Source organism: Micromonospora sp. CPCC 206061 (assembly GCF_036906915.1).
In the GTDB taxonomy this organism is placed as follows: Bacteria; Actinomycetota; Actinomycetes; order Mycobacteriales; family Micromonosporaceae; genus Phytohabitans.
Genome location: NZ_JBAKHX010000061.1, coordinates 37,571 through 51,057, shown reverse-complemented (window position 1 = coordinate 51,057; position 13,487 = coordinate 37,571). Strand labels below are relative to the sequence as shown.

Annotated in this window: 14 protein-coding genes; 4 read left to right on the top strand and 10 right to left on the bottom strand. The window is 70.5% G+C overall.

Annotated features, from left to right (window positions below):
* Positions 1–282 precede the first annotated feature (282 nt).
* The gene (locus V6V89_RS30225; RefSeq protein WP_334622893.1) at positions 283–894 is read right to left on the bottom strand and encodes a hypothetical protein; all 612 of its coding nucleotides are present in this window, start codon (positions 892–894) and stop codon (positions 283–285) included.
* A 461-nt stretch (positions 895–1,355) separates the two neighbouring features.
* Here V6V89_RS30225 and V6V89_RS30220 point away from each other — a divergent pair, with 461 nt between their 5' ends.
* The 4 genes from V6V89_RS30220 to V6V89_RS30205 all read left to right on the top strand — a co-directional run bounded on the left by V6V89_RS30220 (position 1,356) and on the right by V6V89_RS30205 (position 4,134).
* A complete protein-coding gene (locus tag V6V89_RS30220) occupies positions 1,356–1,646 on the top strand; it encodes a helix-turn-helix domain-containing protein (RefSeq protein WP_334622892.1) in 291 nt (96 codons plus the stop codon).
* 431 nt (positions 1,647–2,077) lie between these two features.
* Complete coding sequence (locus tag V6V89_RS30215) at positions 2,078–2,500, top strand: hypothetical protein (RefSeq protein ID WP_334622891.1); 423 nt, start codon at positions 2,078–2,080, stop codon at positions 2,498–2,500.
* Positions 2,501–2,547: 47 nt separating this feature from the next.
* Entirely contained in the window at positions 2,548–3,186 is a 639-nt protein-coding gene (locus V6V89_RS30210) for a hypothetical protein (RefSeq protein ID WP_334622890.1), read from the top strand.
* Positions 3,187–3,342: 156 nt separating this feature from the next.
* The gene (locus tag V6V89_RS30205; protein ID WP_334622889.1) at positions 3,343–4,134 is read left to right on the top strand and encodes a putative protein N(5)-glutamine methyltransferase; all 792 of its coding nucleotides are present in this window, start codon (positions 3,343–3,345) and stop codon (positions 4,132–4,134) included.
* 42 nt (positions 4,135–4,176) lie between these two features.
* On the opposite strand, the gene V6V89_RS30200 is transcribed toward V6V89_RS30205, so the two are convergent.
* Genes V6V89_RS30200 through V6V89_RS30160 form a run of 9 tightly spaced genes read right to left on the bottom strand, consistent with a single transcriptional unit; the run spans position 4,177 to position 13,394 of the window.
* Complete coding sequence (locus V6V89_RS30200) at positions 4,177–4,404, bottom strand: ferredoxin (protein ID WP_334622887.1); 228 nt, start codon at positions 4,402–4,404, stop codon at positions 4,177–4,179.
* Positions 4,398–5,600 carry a cytochrome P450 gene (locus V6V89_RS30195; RefSeq protein WP_334622886.1) on the bottom strand — a complete coding sequence of 401 codons (1,203 nt, stop codon included), beginning with the start codon at positions 5,598–5,600 and terminating at the stop codon, positions 4,398–4,400. The genes V6V89_RS30200 and V6V89_RS30195 overlap by 7 nt, the downstream gene beginning before the upstream one ends.
* A 41-nt stretch (positions 5,601–5,641) precedes the next feature.
* Positions 5,642–7,564 carry a TPM domain-containing protein gene (locus V6V89_RS30190; RefSeq protein WP_334622894.1) on the bottom strand — a complete coding sequence of 641 codons (1,923 nt, stop codon included), beginning with the start codon at positions 7,562–7,564 and terminating at the stop codon, positions 5,642–5,644.
* A gap of 37 nt (positions 7,565–7,601) precedes the next feature.
* Positions 7,602–8,042, bottom strand: a complete 441-nt coding sequence (locus V6V89_RS30185) for a hypothetical protein (RefSeq protein ID WP_334622885.1) — start codon at positions 8,040–8,042, stop codon at positions 7,602–7,604.
* Positions 8,043–8,054: 12 nt separating this feature from the next.
* Positions 8,055–8,657, bottom strand: a complete 603-nt coding sequence (locus V6V89_RS30180) for a GTP-binding protein (protein WP_334622884.1) — start codon at positions 8,655–8,657, stop codon at positions 8,055–8,057.
* Positions 8,635–9,075 (bottom strand): DUF742 domain-containing protein, encoded by a 441-nt coding sequence (locus V6V89_RS30175; protein WP_334622883.1) that lies wholly within the window; start codon positions 9,073–9,075, stop codon positions 8,635–8,637. Before V6V89_RS30175 ends, V6V89_RS30180 begins: the two co-directional genes overlap by 23 nt.
* Positions 9,072–9,503, bottom strand: a complete 432-nt coding sequence (locus V6V89_RS30170; RefSeq protein ID WP_265249352.1) for a roadblock/LC7 domain-containing protein — start codon at positions 9,501–9,503, stop codon at positions 9,072–9,074. The genes V6V89_RS30175 and V6V89_RS30170 overlap by 4 nt, the downstream gene beginning before the upstream one ends.
* Positions 9,500–12,331, bottom strand: coding sequence for a sensor histidine kinase (locus tag V6V89_RS30165; protein ID WP_334622882.1), 2,832 nt, complete (start codon positions 12,329–12,331; stop codon positions 9,500–9,502). Before V6V89_RS30165 ends, V6V89_RS30170 begins: the two co-directional genes overlap by 4 nt.
* On the bottom strand, positions 12,318–13,394 hold the full coding sequence (locus V6V89_RS30160) for a hypothetical protein (RefSeq protein WP_334622881.1): 1,077 nt from the start codon (positions 13,392–13,394) through the stop codon (positions 12,318–12,320). The genes V6V89_RS30165 and V6V89_RS30160 overlap by 14 nt, the downstream gene beginning before the upstream one ends.
* Between the last annotated feature and the right edge of the window lie 93 nt (positions 13,395–13,487).

Sequence of the window (13,487 nt, the reverse complement as noted above, 5' to 3'; positions counted from 1 at the left end):
CATCCTCGGCCGCCCACATAGGACCAGGTCAGCCAGCATCCCCGCGACTACGCAATCGCCCTGGGTGGCCAGCGCGCGCCAGCAGCGACCCGCCGGCACACGTGAGACGACCGGCATACCGCTCATAACCCAGAGGTCGCAGGTTCAAATCCTGTCCCCGCTACCAGCAAAAACGGCCCCTCCAGAGATTCTCTGGAGGTGGCCGTCTCTACCTCGCTGGGCTACTCTACTGGGCTGCCTGGGACCTTGAGGGGACGGACGACGCGACTCCGGAGAGGCTATTTACACGCTTCCTCCGGTGGAGCCTGCTCGTCTTGCCGGCGCTTTGACGGCGACGGCGGTAGGCGACCCGCGCCCGGCCTTCCGGGGCGCTAGCGGCAAGTGTCGGCGCGTACGACGGTGTCGCACCAAGCGGGAAGGGTCGACGCGCCAGATTCGCCAGCCGCGCCGATCCCGACGCGTCTCGAACGTCCAGGGATGTGCCGTGCCGTGTAGCGAGAGACCGGAGCCATCCTGGCTCCACCAGATCGGCTGTACGTACGCGGTCACCGTGGCGCGTTCGCTGTCCTGATCCTCGGTGACGTACTCGGTGATCTCGAACTTGCTGGGCACGTCGGAGCGCTCCGCTTCGACACGGTACGCACGCCACTGGTCGAGCAACTCGTCACGACGCTTCGCCGGGAGCACCCGCGATACGCCCAGCTCTTCATCGGCCGAGAGTCCCGCCACGTCGACGGTGATCGCGGCCTCAGGGTCGGCCTCGCCACGACCAGCGATGTACGTCTCATACGCGAACCAGCCGACCGGGACGACTGCCACATCCGCGCAGAGCATCAACGACACGGCGAGCAGAACCAAGAGCCAGATGCGGCGCTTGCGCGGCGTGGGCGCCATGCCTAGCGACGATGACGGCGTGGAGCGTTCCATGATCGGGCAAGATATCGAGATCAGCGCCTGGCCTGCTCGCCTTATCGCTTGGCGACGGCCACGCGGTCTCAGTTCTGGTCTCGTTCGCGACAGGCTGGCGAGACTGTCACCCAAGTCACCCGTGTCACTCAACCGCCTCTGATCTGGGGAAACTCTTCTGATCATGGGTGACAGCAGGTCAGAGCGCCTCTGTCATAGACAGAGGTGGATTGAAGCGCTGACATCGCGGGTCAAGGGCCAGTGTGGTGCCCTTTTGTGTCCCACATGTGGACGTGTTGACCCCGCTTCCGGGCAGGTTCTCGACCTTGCTCGTGATCGGCAGTCGTCGTTCCGGAGTCAACACTGGCAGGCGGGTGGTGTTGCTGACAGTGTTTCGGAAGACCAGACAGGTCGAGCGAGCAGTGACACCCGGAGAAGGGGTACAAGACATGGCGACACGGCATGTGCGATGGGAGCGCTCCGGAGCCGACGAGCACGCCGCCGCATACGAGGAGGCGCGAGCGTCGCTGATGCTTGGTCAGCTGGTGCATGACCGGCGTGTCGAGCTCGGTCTTACGCAGACTGAGCTGGCGGAGCGTGCGGGCATGACGCGGCCCCAGCTTTCTCGCTTGGAGTCCGGGGGAGCTACGCCGACTGTGCCGCTATTGGCCCGTCTGGCTGCGGCATTGAACGCCGATCTCGATGTCGCGTTCCGCCCGCACAACCGCATCGCGGCTTGATCGTCGTCGCTATCCCCCGCTGTCCCGACTGGCTGTCTCACATGTGCGGCAGGAACCTTTGTGTCATCCGCGTTCGCGAAGCGGAAGTCCCAGAAAGCGTCGATAGGGAGACACCGGCTCCTATGCGCCCTCATGCCCGAAAGGCCTACGCGCGCCTGTGTGGCCGTCGACATCTTCTACCTGAGTGCGACCTTTCTCACCGATCGTGATCGTCGCCTTGGATGTGGACCATACGCCGGTCCAATGTGGTCACGTGGACTGAGTTCGGCCCGTACTCGGCGACAGGCAAGGCCGAAGCGCCTCCGCAGCCGCAGGCCTCGCTCGCCCGGTCGGCCGCTATCAGCAGCATGACCAGCCGGTATGTTGCATCTCGGTACAGCGGGTCGTGGCTCGGCGTATCGAAGAGCTTGAGCTGGGCGGTGGCCGATTAGATGTCTTCGGTCTCGGACGGTGTCCGACCCGAGCGGGTGCTGAGCCCGACCCGGGATTTCGACCTAGACCTGTATGAGAACCGGATCGCGTCCCGGCTCGTCGACCACCTCTGGCGGTTTCTGAACCAGCGCATCGCCGAGGTGCGGCAGATGGATGCGATGGTCGAGGACGTCAAGCGGATCGTAGACGACATCGCACACCGGCCGTGGTGGGCGCACGGGCACCTCTTCGACCTCCTCACAGGCTTCGCCGTCGACGACACCTGGCACACCCGGATGATGGAACGTCTCGCCGAACTGGAACGGCTCAGCCACGGGGTGACGAGCCTGCTGGGATCGCCGGTCCGGCGGGGCGTCAAGAGGCGGTCGGGTCAGCCCGTGCGTTACACCCGGATCGCCTGCTCCGCACGTGACGAAAAATAGAGCCGGACCGTTCTGCTGGTGGTGATAACCGTGGTTACTTGTCGGGCATGCGACATTTCTGGACCCTGATCGCCGCCGTTGTGATCGCACCGCTCAGCTGGCTGTTGCTGGCGTACGGGCAGGACCGGTCGATCCAGGCGTTCGCCAACGAGGAGGACAGAACTGGCGCCTTCGACAACGGTGACTTCGTCCGGCCGGTGGTGTGCCTCGCCGCGGCCGGGCTGCTGCTCGGCCTGCTCGCAACCCTCCGGTTCTCTCCTCTCGGTGCCACCGCGGCCGGCCTCTTCTACTCGGCCAGCTATCTGGCCCTGCTGGTCCAACAAGACACGGTCATGGACCTGCTGCCGAACAACGTCTCGCTGGCCGGTCGAGACGCGGATCCGGCTGCGCCTCTGCGTACCGGGATGACGATGGTGCTTGGAGCTCTGCTGCTCGTGGCGGTCGTCAGCGTAGGGCGGTGGCGGCGCTGGCCGGTCCGTGAGGACGCCGCGCCCGAGTCCGCTCTCACGGCGTTGCTGGGGAACCGCCCGCTGGGCGCCGAAGGGCTGGGCGAGGAGCAGCCCGACCCCTACGGCCCCGCCGGCGACGACGACTACGTACGGGGTGGTGGCGACTACGCCGGTGGCCCGCACAGGAGTTGGGAGACGGGCCACATACCGCACACGTGGCCGAGCAACCGCCGATGACCTGGCCGCGTGGCAGAATGGGGCCCGACCCCGCCAGCGTCGAGGAGGTGAGACCCATTTCGCCATTACAGGCCAGGTGCTCCCACCTCACCGTCGGGCAGTCCATCGCAGCGAGGTGAAGCCGGGAGTGCCCGTCGGCGCTCCGGAAGGTACCCGTTGTCAACTTCGCACCGATCGGCCATCGTCGCTCGGCTCCGCGCCGCCGGCTGTGTCTTCGCCGAAGACGAGGCTCACCTGCTCATGTCCACAGCCACTACACCTGCCGACCTCGTCGTGATGGTCGACCGGCGAGTCGCTGGCCTGCCTCTCGAACACGTCCTGGGCTGGGTGGACTTCCACGGCCTGCGGATAGCTGTCGAACCTGGAGTGTTCGTGCCGCGGCGGCGCACCGGGTTCCTCGCCAGGCAGGCGATCGCCCGCTGCCCGTCGCCGGCGGTTGTCGTCGACATGTGCTGCGGCTCGGGCGCGCTGGGTGCCGCGGTAGCCGCCGCTCGGAACGGCGGCGTCGAGCTGCACGCCGTCGACATCGAGCCGGTGGCGGTGCGGTGCGCGCGCCGCAACCTCGCCGCGGTCGGCGGGCGGGTGTATGAGGGCGACCTCTTCGCGCCGCTCCCCACCGAGCTGAAGAGCCGCGTCGACCTCCTGGTCGCCAACGTGCCTTACGTGCCGACCGAGGCGGTCGCGCTGCTGCCACCCGAGGCCCGCGTACACGAACCGCGGGTGGCGCTGGACGGCGGCCCCGACGGGTTGGGTGTGTTGCGGCGGGTGGCTCGAGCCGCTGGGGAGTGGCTGGCGCCGGGCGGTCACCTGCTGGTCGAGACCAGCGAACGTCAGGCGGCGCAGGCCCTGGAGGCGTTCAGGCAGGCGGGGCTCGCTCCGGAGGTTGCCAGCGACCCGGGATTGAACGCCACCGTCGTCGTCGGCGAAATGTGGCAACGCTCCCGTTGAACTGGCCGGCCAGGCGGCCCGTACCACCACGCGGCTCTGAGCCTACGGCTCGGGGGCGATCACGCTGCCCGCCGCGTCTCGCACCGTGATCGCCTCGACCGGGCAGGACTCAGCGGCCGCGCGCACCGCGTCGTCGGCGTCGATCGTGTCGTGTATCGGTGTGGATACGCCATTCACGAGCCGGAACGCCGCTGGCGCGGTGCCGGCGCAGATGCCCGCACCGATGCACGTGCCGCCGTCGACGGAGATTCGCCAATCGTCGCCTACCACGCCACCGGCATCCGCTTCAGCCCTCGCACCAGCATGCCGCTCTTCCAATGCAACTCCTCCTCGGGGACGGCGAACCGCAGGTCGGGAAAGCGCCGCACCAGCACGTCGACGGCAACCTGCAACTCCATGCGGGCGAGCTGTGCACCGACGCAGTGGTGGGCACCGTGGCCGAAACCGATGTGCGGATTGGTCGATCGTCCAAAGTCGAGCGAGTCGGGGTTGGGGAACACCTCTTCGTCGCGGTTGGCCGACGACAGCGACCCGATGACCGGCTCACCGGCGCGGACCAAAACACCGCCCAGCTCGACGTCTTCGGTGGCGTACCGGGCGAACGACGACGCCACACCGAGCGGCACGTATCGCAGCAGCTCTTCGACGGCGGCCGGCACCAGCTCGGGGTCGGCGCGCAGCTCGGCCAGCTTGTCGGGGTTGGTGAGCAGTACGTACGCGAAGTTCGGGATCTGCGTGACGGTGGTCTCGTGCCCGGCGGCGAGCAGGCCGGTGAGGAGGCGCACCAGCTCGTCTTCGGTGAGCCGGTCGTTGTCTTCGTCGCGGACCCGCACCAGCGCGCTGATGAGGTCGTCGGTGGGTTCGCGGCGGCGTGCGGCGATGAGACCTCGCATGTACGCGAACAGGTTCTGGATGTATCCGGCGATCTGCTCGACGGACAGCGACGTGGTGGAGACGACCGCTTCCGACCACACGTGGAACCGGTCCTGGTCTTCGACCGGCACACCCAGCAGCTCGCAGATGACCGTGATCGGCAGCGGTGTGGCGAAGCGCTCCACCAGGTCGGCGGGCGGGCCGGCGGCGATCATCCGGTCGACGAGCTCGTTGGCGACCTCCTGGGCGCGCGGGCGGAGCTGCTCGACGCGGCGCGCGGTGAACGCCTTTGCCACGAGGCGACGCAGGCGGGTGTGCTCGGGCGGATCCATCAGCAGGAGGCCGGCTTCGAGCTTTCGCGGGGAGATGCGCGGCTCGTCGCGGTCTGCGCTCGCGGCCCGGCTGAACCGCGCGTCGCCAAGCACCGTGCGGACGTCGGCGTAGCGCGTGGCCAGCCAAGCCTCTTCGCCGTACGGCATCCGCACGCGGGTGAGCGGCTCGCGCCGGCGAAGCTCAGCGTAGAACGGATCGAGGTTGAACCGGTCGGGTGGACTGAACGGGTAGGCGTGAACTACACGCTGGGTATCAGTCATGGACACCCATCGTACTCAATATTCGAATAGCTGGATGACCTTCAGAAGCGTCCACCGCCGGTACGTCGCGCCCGGCTGCCGCTGCCACCGAACCCGCCACCCCGGAAGCCGCCACCCGGCCGGCCGCCTCCGCCGGACATGATGCCGCCCAGCAGGATGCCGGTGAGCAGGTCACTGGTGCTTCCCGACGACCAACTGTGCACATCGGACTGTGCGGACCGGCCGGCGTCGGCGGCCAGTTGCTGGGCGCGTTGCGCGTCGGTGACCGCGGCCGCCGGGTCGGTGGTAGCGAGCGCTTCCGCGCGCACCAGGAGCCGCTGCGCTTCGGCGAGCGAGGCGCGCGCCTGGCTGGCCACCGCGCCGCGCCGCGTCGCGATGAAGCTGCCGGCCGCGGAGACCTCTGCGCGCGCCGCCGGCAGGGCGTGGTCGAGCATGGTGCGGGCCCGTGCGGCACGTTCGACGGCGTCGCGCTGCTCCGCGAGCGCGCGGTCCAGCGCCGCGTCGGCCTGTTCCAGCGCCCGTACGGCGGACAGCGGATCCATCGTCGGCTGGGTGAGCGCGGTACGCGTCGACGCGACCGCCTGCTGAGCAGCCGTCACCGCGACACCGGCGTTCGGCGGGGCGGCGGCGAGTTCCGACTCCACCTCCGTCAACAGCGTGTCGATGCCCGCCCGCGCAGTGTCCAGATCGGACCGTGCCTGTTCGACCGAGTTGATCAGCGTCTCCGCTTGGGCGACCGCCTCTTCGGCCGCCCGCAACGTGAGCGCCGCGCGCGGTGGGTCGGCGGTCTGGATCTCCGTCAGCGTGGTCCCGGCGAACTCGAGCCGCTCGCGTGCCTGCTCCGCGTTGCCCGACAGGCCGGCCACCACCGGCCCGGTGTACTTGCCCCGCAGCGCCTCGATGGTCGCACCCGTCGCCGGCAGCTTCCCCTCCGCGGCGGCCCGGCGCTCCGACAGTTCCTGGCGTTCCGGCTCGATGCGGGACTCCAGGCCGCGCAGCTCGTCGAACGCCTCCGACTCCGCGTCCAGCCGTTGATCGGCGGCCTCGCACCGCCGGATGATCTCTTCGAGTGCCGCGCGTCGGGCCGGCTCGTCGGGCTCGGGTGTCTCGTCGAGCGTCAGCCGCAGCCGGAACGCCTCGGCCACGTCCTGACGCGCGCTCTCCAGCGCCGCGGTGAACGAGGCCGTCGCCTCCGCACCGTACCGGCCGGTGGCGAGCGACAGCTCCTGCTCGCTGGCGCGCAGGTCGTTGTCCAATTCGACGAGCAACGCGTTGGCGCGGGCGGTCAGCTCGGCAGTGCTAACGGGCGGCGGCCCTGCTGGGGTGGCCCGCGTGCGGCGCTGGCGCGAGCGGAGCGTCAGCCACACGACGAGCCCGACGAGCACAGCGAGGATGCCGAGGCACACGACGCCGCCGAGGATGAAGCCCGCTCGGCTGCCGCTGCTGCCGCCGTCGGGATCGGGGTCGCCCGGCCTGATCACCGGTGCGGGCACCGGCTGGCCGGCGAGCACCGCGCGGTATCCGTCGGCGGCGCCGATCGCCGCACCGGCCCAGTCGTTTTCGCGCAGCGCCGGCTCGATCGCGACGGCGGCCACGCCGTCGAGCTGCGCGTCGGTCAGCGGGTAGGCGGCGTCGAACGCGTACGCGTAGGCCCGGTCGCCGGTGGCGACGGCGAGCACCGCGTCACGCCGGCCGAGGTCGCTGCGGGTCGCGGTCTCGTCGGCCCACTCCTGCGCCGGCGTACCGTCGAACGACTTCACGTAGACCACGAAGAGCTGGAGCCCGCTCGCGTCGCGCAGCCGGTCGAGGGCGGCGGTCACCTCCGGCTCGCGGCCGTCGAGCGCGCCCACCTCGTCGGTGACCTGCCCGTCGAGGCGCATGGGCGAGTCTGCTCGGGCGGGCGCCGCGACCGAGGCGACACCGATCAGCGACGCGAGAAGGACCGGCGCCCAGCGCGAGATCATCGGCACTGGTACAGGCTAGGCCTATCCGGCCCCGCGGTCAGCGCTCTTCGGGGCCGCCGAGCAGAGACGGGTCTTGGCGGATCAGGTCGGCAAGGCGCGCGGCCGCGCCGGCCGCACTGGGAGTGGCGTCGGTCGCGAGCGGCCACGCGGGCGGGCCGGGCAGCGCGGGCGGCTGTGCCGGCACCGGCGCCGTGGCGGAAACCGGGCCCTCGGCGGCCACCACCGTGGCCTCCACCACACCGTTCCGGCGGGCGATCCGGATCTCGGCGCTGACCTCGCCCTCTTCGCCGTACACGGTCACCGACAGCCCTGGATGGCGCTCGACGATGCGCCGCACCGCCTCGACCACCTCACCGATCGCGCCCGAGGAGCCGATGCCGTTTCCGTCGGAGGAGGCGGCGCCGGTCGGCGCGACGCGCTTGCGCAACTGATCGCGCCTGGCCAGCCGCTCCAGCGCGTCGTCCAGTCCACCTCTCACCCCGACAACCTCCTAGACGTGTTGGCTGCGGACGGCGTCAGCCAACGCGCGATCGAGCAGGACGAGCAGTGCATCGCGGACGGAAAGCTTGTTGCGGGCGTCGAACGCGACGATCGGAATCCTCTCATCGATGGCGAGAGCCCACCGTACCGCGTCCAGGTCGTGGGCAAGGCGTCCGTCGAACGCGTTGACGGCCACCACGAACGGCAGCTTGAGCCGCTCGAAGTAGTCCACGGCCGGGTAGCAGTCGTCGAGGCGCCCGCTGTCGACGACGACCAGCGCGCCCAGCGCGCCGTGCGCGAGGTCGTCCCACATGAAGCCGAAGCGCGACTGGCCGGGCGTACCGAACAGGTACAACTTGAGGCTGCGGTCGATGGTGACGCAGCCGAAGTCCATGGCGACGGTCGTGGTGGTCTTGCCGGTGGCCGGTCCGGGGTCGTCGATGCCGACGCCGGCCGAGGTCATCTCGGCCTCGGTGGTCAGCGGCGAGATCTCACTGATCGAACCCACGGTGGTGGTCTTGCCCACGCCGAAGCCGCCGGCGACCACGATCTTCACCGGGATGGGCGCGGAACCGGCCGGCACCGCCGGCTCAGGAGATGGCACGTAGTCCACGGATCACTCGCATGATGGTTTCGGGGTCGTATGGGCGCGCGGTGTCCCGCGCGTGTACGTCGAGGTAGCCGGCGGCGCGCAGGTCGCCGACCAGGATGCGGGTCACGCCAAGGTGCAGGCGGGCGCGGGCGGAGATCTCGGCGACCGAGACCGGCTCGGCGCACAGCGCGATGATGGTGCGCAGTTCGGGTGCGAGGTTCAGCACGGCGATCCCACCGCGCGCCGGACCGTCCGGCCGCGCGGTCACCTGAGTCTCCAGGCCGATGTCCGGGTCGACGCCGTCGACCCGGCCCGAGGTGAGCACGAAGGGCCGCAGCCCGCTGGGCGCCGCCTCGGCTGCGGGACCCAACCCGGAGTGGCTCAGGTATGGGCGGATACGGGCCGGCGCCGGCCCGTCCTCGGGCGACGACGGTCTCACGACTGAGCGGCGTTCTTAAGTTCGGCGATAAGGCGGGGGGTGAGCGCGCCGCCGGCCCGGCTGGCGAAGAGCGTCATCTCGTACGCGACGGTGCCGAGGCTGGCGGTGCGGTCGGCGATCACGCCGAGCACGGAGCCCGCGCTGATCGAGGTCACCAGCAGGTACCCGCCGGTCATGTCGATCACCACCCGATTGAGCCCGCCCAGCGAGTACCAGGTGGCGGCGCCGCCGGCGAGGCTCGTCATACCGGAGACCACAGCGGCGAGCCGCTCGGCGTTCGCCCGGTCGGCGATGTTCGACTTGGCCATCAGCAGGCCGTCGGAGGAGACCGCGATCGCCTCTCGTACGCCAGCCGTGCTGGACGTGAACGAGTCCAGGAGCCAGTTGAACGTCTGTGCCTCGGGGCTGAGCTGGAGAGAGCTGCTCATGGGTGCTGTGGTCCTTCCTGGAGGGCGCGCGCGACGCCCGACTCGAACTCCTCGATCAGGTCTCTGGCCGCCTCGGGATCGGGCGACCACTGATCGGGTAGCGCTTGCGCGGATCGGCTCGGTGGGAGCGACGCGGGGAGCGTTGCCCCTGGTACTCGGCGGGTCAAGGAGGGGCGTGGCCCCGGCTCCGGCTGCTCGATCACGGCAGGCTTCTCTGTCGTGTCCACATTGGCCGCTTGCGCTCGGCGTACTCCCGCCTCGAACTCTTCGACCAGCGCGCGGGCCGACGCGGCGGCTTCACCCGACGGCGCCGGGGGCGCCGCCGCTGGCGGCGCGATCGACACGCCTTCGGGCAACTGCGCGCCGGGCACGCGCTGGCGCAGGCCGGCGGGCAGGGACGGCGGCGTGGGGGAGGCGGCGCGAGCCGGCGCCTGGGCCGCCGCCGGCCCGCCAGGCGCGGGTGGGGCCGGGACGATGCCCGGCACCACGGGCACTGGCGGGACCGTGACTGGCCGCGGGGGAGCGGCTCCGGGCACGGGCGCGAGCGGAACCGCGACGGGCGGTGGCACCGCGGGCGCATTCACGGCGGTCGCAGCCGCGGCCGGAGGGGCCACGGGCGGTGCGGGAGGAAGTGCCGGCGCCGGCGGGGGGACCGACGCCGGGGTACGGGACGGCGCGAACGCGTTCCAGGAACGCCCCGAGCCGATGGTGCGGGTAGCGCGGTTGAGCGCGACCACGTTGAACGCTGGATCCTGGTCGTTGGTGGTCGCGACGATCGCGCGCGCCACGGCGCGGTCGAGCGGGGGACCCGCGGCTGCGGCTACGGGTGTGGGCGGCGACTCGACGGGCGGTGCCGGCGCGTGCAGCTGCCGCACCGGTGCCAGGCCGCGCGCGGGCTGCGGCGGCTTCGGCGGTGCGGGTGCCGCCATCGCCGGCGCCGGACGGTGTACGACGAGGTCGGGCCGGATGTCGACGGTGACCGTCACGCCGCCACCGGGGGTGTTGGTGAGCGCCACGCCGAGCCGGTGCTTGCGGGCCAGGCGGCCGACCACGAAGAGGCCGAGGACCTCGGTCGGTGCCAGGTCGAGCCGTTCGCGGTGCGCCAGCCGGTCGTTCTCCTCCGCCATCCGTTCCGGCGTCAGGCCGAGGCCGTGGTCGACGACCTGGAGCCGCAGGCCGTGGCCGATGGTGACGGCGGAGACGGTGACCCGGGTGTGCGGCGGCGAGAACACGGTGGCGTTCTCCATCACCTCGGCGAGCAGCAGGATGAGGTCGGCGGTGACCACGGGCGCGATCGCCGGCCCGTCCGGTACCTGCACGTCGACCCGGGTGAACTCCTCGATCTCACCGAGGGCGAGCCGGACCACGTCACCGAGCGGCAGCGGGCTGGTGAACTCGTCGGCGCCGCCACCGACACCGCCGAGCGGCTCGGCTGTGCCGGAGAGCACCACGAGGCTGCCCGCGTTCCGCCGGAGGCGGCTGGACACGTGGTCGAGCCGGTACAGCTGCTGGAGCCGCTGCGGATCGGTCTCCTGCTGCTCCAGCCGGTCGATGAGAGCGAGCTGGCGGCCGACCAGGTTCTGCGTACGGCGGCCGACGTGCCCGAACATCTGCGCCACGTTCCGGCGGCTGGAGACCTGCCGTTCGACGAGCCGGGCGGCGGTGAGCTGTACCCGGTCGAATGCGCGCGCCAGGTCGCCGATCTCGTCGTTGGACTGCACCTCGACCGGTTCGAGATGCACCGGTTCGGCGTCGTCGTGCGCGTCCTCGTCGGCGACCCGCCGCAGTTCTGTCTCGGCGACGGCGGCCACCCGGTCGGCCGATACGGTCAGCCGGCTCAGTGGCCGGGCCACGGCGCGGGCCACCGCGATGCTCATCAGCACGACCGCGATGAGTACCAGGATCGCCAGCGAGATGACGCCGTACGCGGTCGCGAGGACGGTCTGCTGCTGGGTGTTGACCAGGTTGGTTACGTCGGTGGCGATCTTTCGTTCGACGAACTGGCCCAGGGAGATGAACGACTCCAGCGACGGGAAGAGCGTCGCCAGGCTGAACCGCGACAGCGCCTTCGCGGGGTCGGCCACGGTGCCGTTGGCGAAGACCTCGCCGACACGCTGCCCGAGTGCCTGCTGCACGAGGCCGTACAGGGCGCCCTGTTCCGGTGTGGCGTACCCCTCGAAGCGGGACACGATGGCGTTCAGCGCGGCCGAGTTGGCCGCGAACGCCGTGACCGCGCCCACGTTGCCGCGCTCGCCCACCATAATGATCATGTACGTGGCACCAGCGGTGATCAGGTCGTTCATGCGGAGCACCGCGTCCAGCGCGACCACCTGCTGGCCTTCGGTGGTGTCCACGTCGACGCTGTCGATCAGCCGTAGCGCGTTGATGAGCCGGGTCGTGACCTTGCTGAACCCGGTCACCACCTCCGCCGGCCGCGCCGTGCCGGCCAGCACGGACGCGCGCACGGGATCCAGGTCGTCGACGAACTCGATCGCGGCGGAGAGCTCGTCCACGAGATCGTCGTGATCACCATGGTCGGCGCGCACGTCGGTGATCCGGTCGTGCACGGTGGTTGTCTGGAGCACCAGCTGGCTCTGATCGACGACGTCCAGCAGGTAGCCGACCGAGAGGAGCCGTTCCTTCTGGAGGTCACCGACGAGGGCGCCGACGTCACCGGCGAGGTTGACGGCGTGCGCCGTCTCGGCGGCGCGGCTGGCGAGCCCGACCCGGCCCACGACCAGCGGGACGGTCAGCGCGGCGACGAGCAGAAGGGGGATCGTGACGAGTACGGCGAGCTTGCCGCGGATGCGTAACCTACCGAGCAGCACCGGCTGGCTCCCACTCGGAAGGCACGGTCGTGGTGACGCCACCGAACGGTCTGCGGCGTCGCTTACGCGCGTCCGCGAGGGTGATCGCCATTGGTGCGACCGCTAGCAGTACGACCACGGCCAGGGTGCCGGCGGCCAACCAGCGGTCTGTCGTCAGACCGGAGATCCGGTCTTCGATCAGCAGGTCGAGCTCGGCGAGGATGGCACTTGACAGCTCGGTCGCGGCTGCCTGCACCTCCGCCCGTGCGGCGGTGAGCTGGTCGGCTCGCGGGAGATTGGTCCGTCCGGTCAGCGAGCCGGCCGAGTTGGCCAGCACGTCCATCCCGCGCCGGAAGCGGTCGAGGCGACTTAGCAGGTTGCCACCCATGGTCCGGCTGTCCGTACTGTCCACAGCGGACTGGAGGCCGTCGGCGAGGTCGCTGGCCGGGTCGAGTACGCCCTGCCTGGCGGCGGTCAGCTCGGCGATCGCCTGGGCGCGCTCGTCGGACGGCCGGCTGCCGGCGAGCACGACGAGGTCGGCGAACCGCCCCGCTGCCACCACCGATTCGGGGAGCTCTTCGGCGGCGCCGTCCTGCAGGAAGTAGGTGTCGCCCTCGGGGTCCCGGATGAGCTGCGAGTTCTCCCGGACCTTGCCGTACAGGGCGAGCAGCAGGTCGGTGGCCTCGCCGTACGCGGTGTAGAGATCCTCTTTGTCGGCGCTGGCGGCCGTGGGAAGCCCTTCGATCTTGGCCCGCAGCCCGGACCAGCGGTCGTGGGTGCGCAGGTCGTCGCCGAGGCGCGCGTCGACGGCGCTCGCCGCGTCCACCGCGCGGGCCAGCGCGCTCTGGTCGACCTCGCCGCCGGAGATGGCATCGGACTGCGCGTCCGTCAGCGCGGTCGTCACCTGGCTCAGAGTGGTGAGGTACTCGATGCCGTCGCGCTCCTTTGCGGCGAATGACAGCCGATCGGACTGTTCCTGCCACAACTGCCCGAAGAGAACTCCTACCGGTACGAGTACGGCGAGAGCGAGCAGTGAGCGCAGGAGCTGTGCCCGCACGGGCCCACTGGACGTGGGAGAGGTCATGGTCCACCCTCCGGCGGCAACGACGGGATTGATGGCGGGCCCCCAAAAGCTCAACGCGACCTCGGGTCGCGACGCCATCGTCGAGAACCTAAG

Bases quoted from the DNA above. Each gene is read 5' to 3' on its own strand.
- V6V89_RS30220 (WP_334622892.1), top strand. From the start codon at position 1,356: ATGGCGACACGGCATGTGCGATGGGAGCGCTCCGGAGCCGACGAGCAC.
- V6V89_RS30210 (WP_334622890.1), top strand. From the start codon at position 2,548: ATGCGACATTTCTGGACCCTGATCGCCGCCGTTGTGATCGCACCGCTC.
- V6V89_RS30215 (WP_334622891.1), top strand. From the start codon at position 2,078: ATGTCTTCGGTCTCGGACGGTGTCCGACCCGAGCGGGTGCTGAGCCCG.
- V6V89_RS30160 (WP_334622881.1), bottom strand. From the start codon at position 13,394: ATGACCTCTCCCACGTCCAGTGGGCCCGTGCGGGCACAGCTCCTGCGC.
- V6V89_RS30170 (WP_265249352.1), bottom strand. From the start codon at position 9,503: ATGAGCAGCTCTCTCCAGCTCAGCCCCGAGGCACAGACGTTCAACTGG.
- V6V89_RS30225 (WP_334622893.1), bottom strand. From the start codon at position 894: ATGGCGCCCACGCCGCGCAAGCGCCGCATCTGGCTCTTGGTTCTGCTC.
- V6V89_RS30195 (WP_334622886.1), bottom strand. From the start codon at position 5,600: ATGACTGATACCCAGCGTGTAGTTCACGCCTACCCGTTCAGTCCACCC.
- V6V89_RS30190 (WP_334622894.1), bottom strand. From the start codon at position 7,564: ATGATCTCGCGCTGGGCGCCGGTCCTTCTCGCGTCGCTGATCGGTGTC.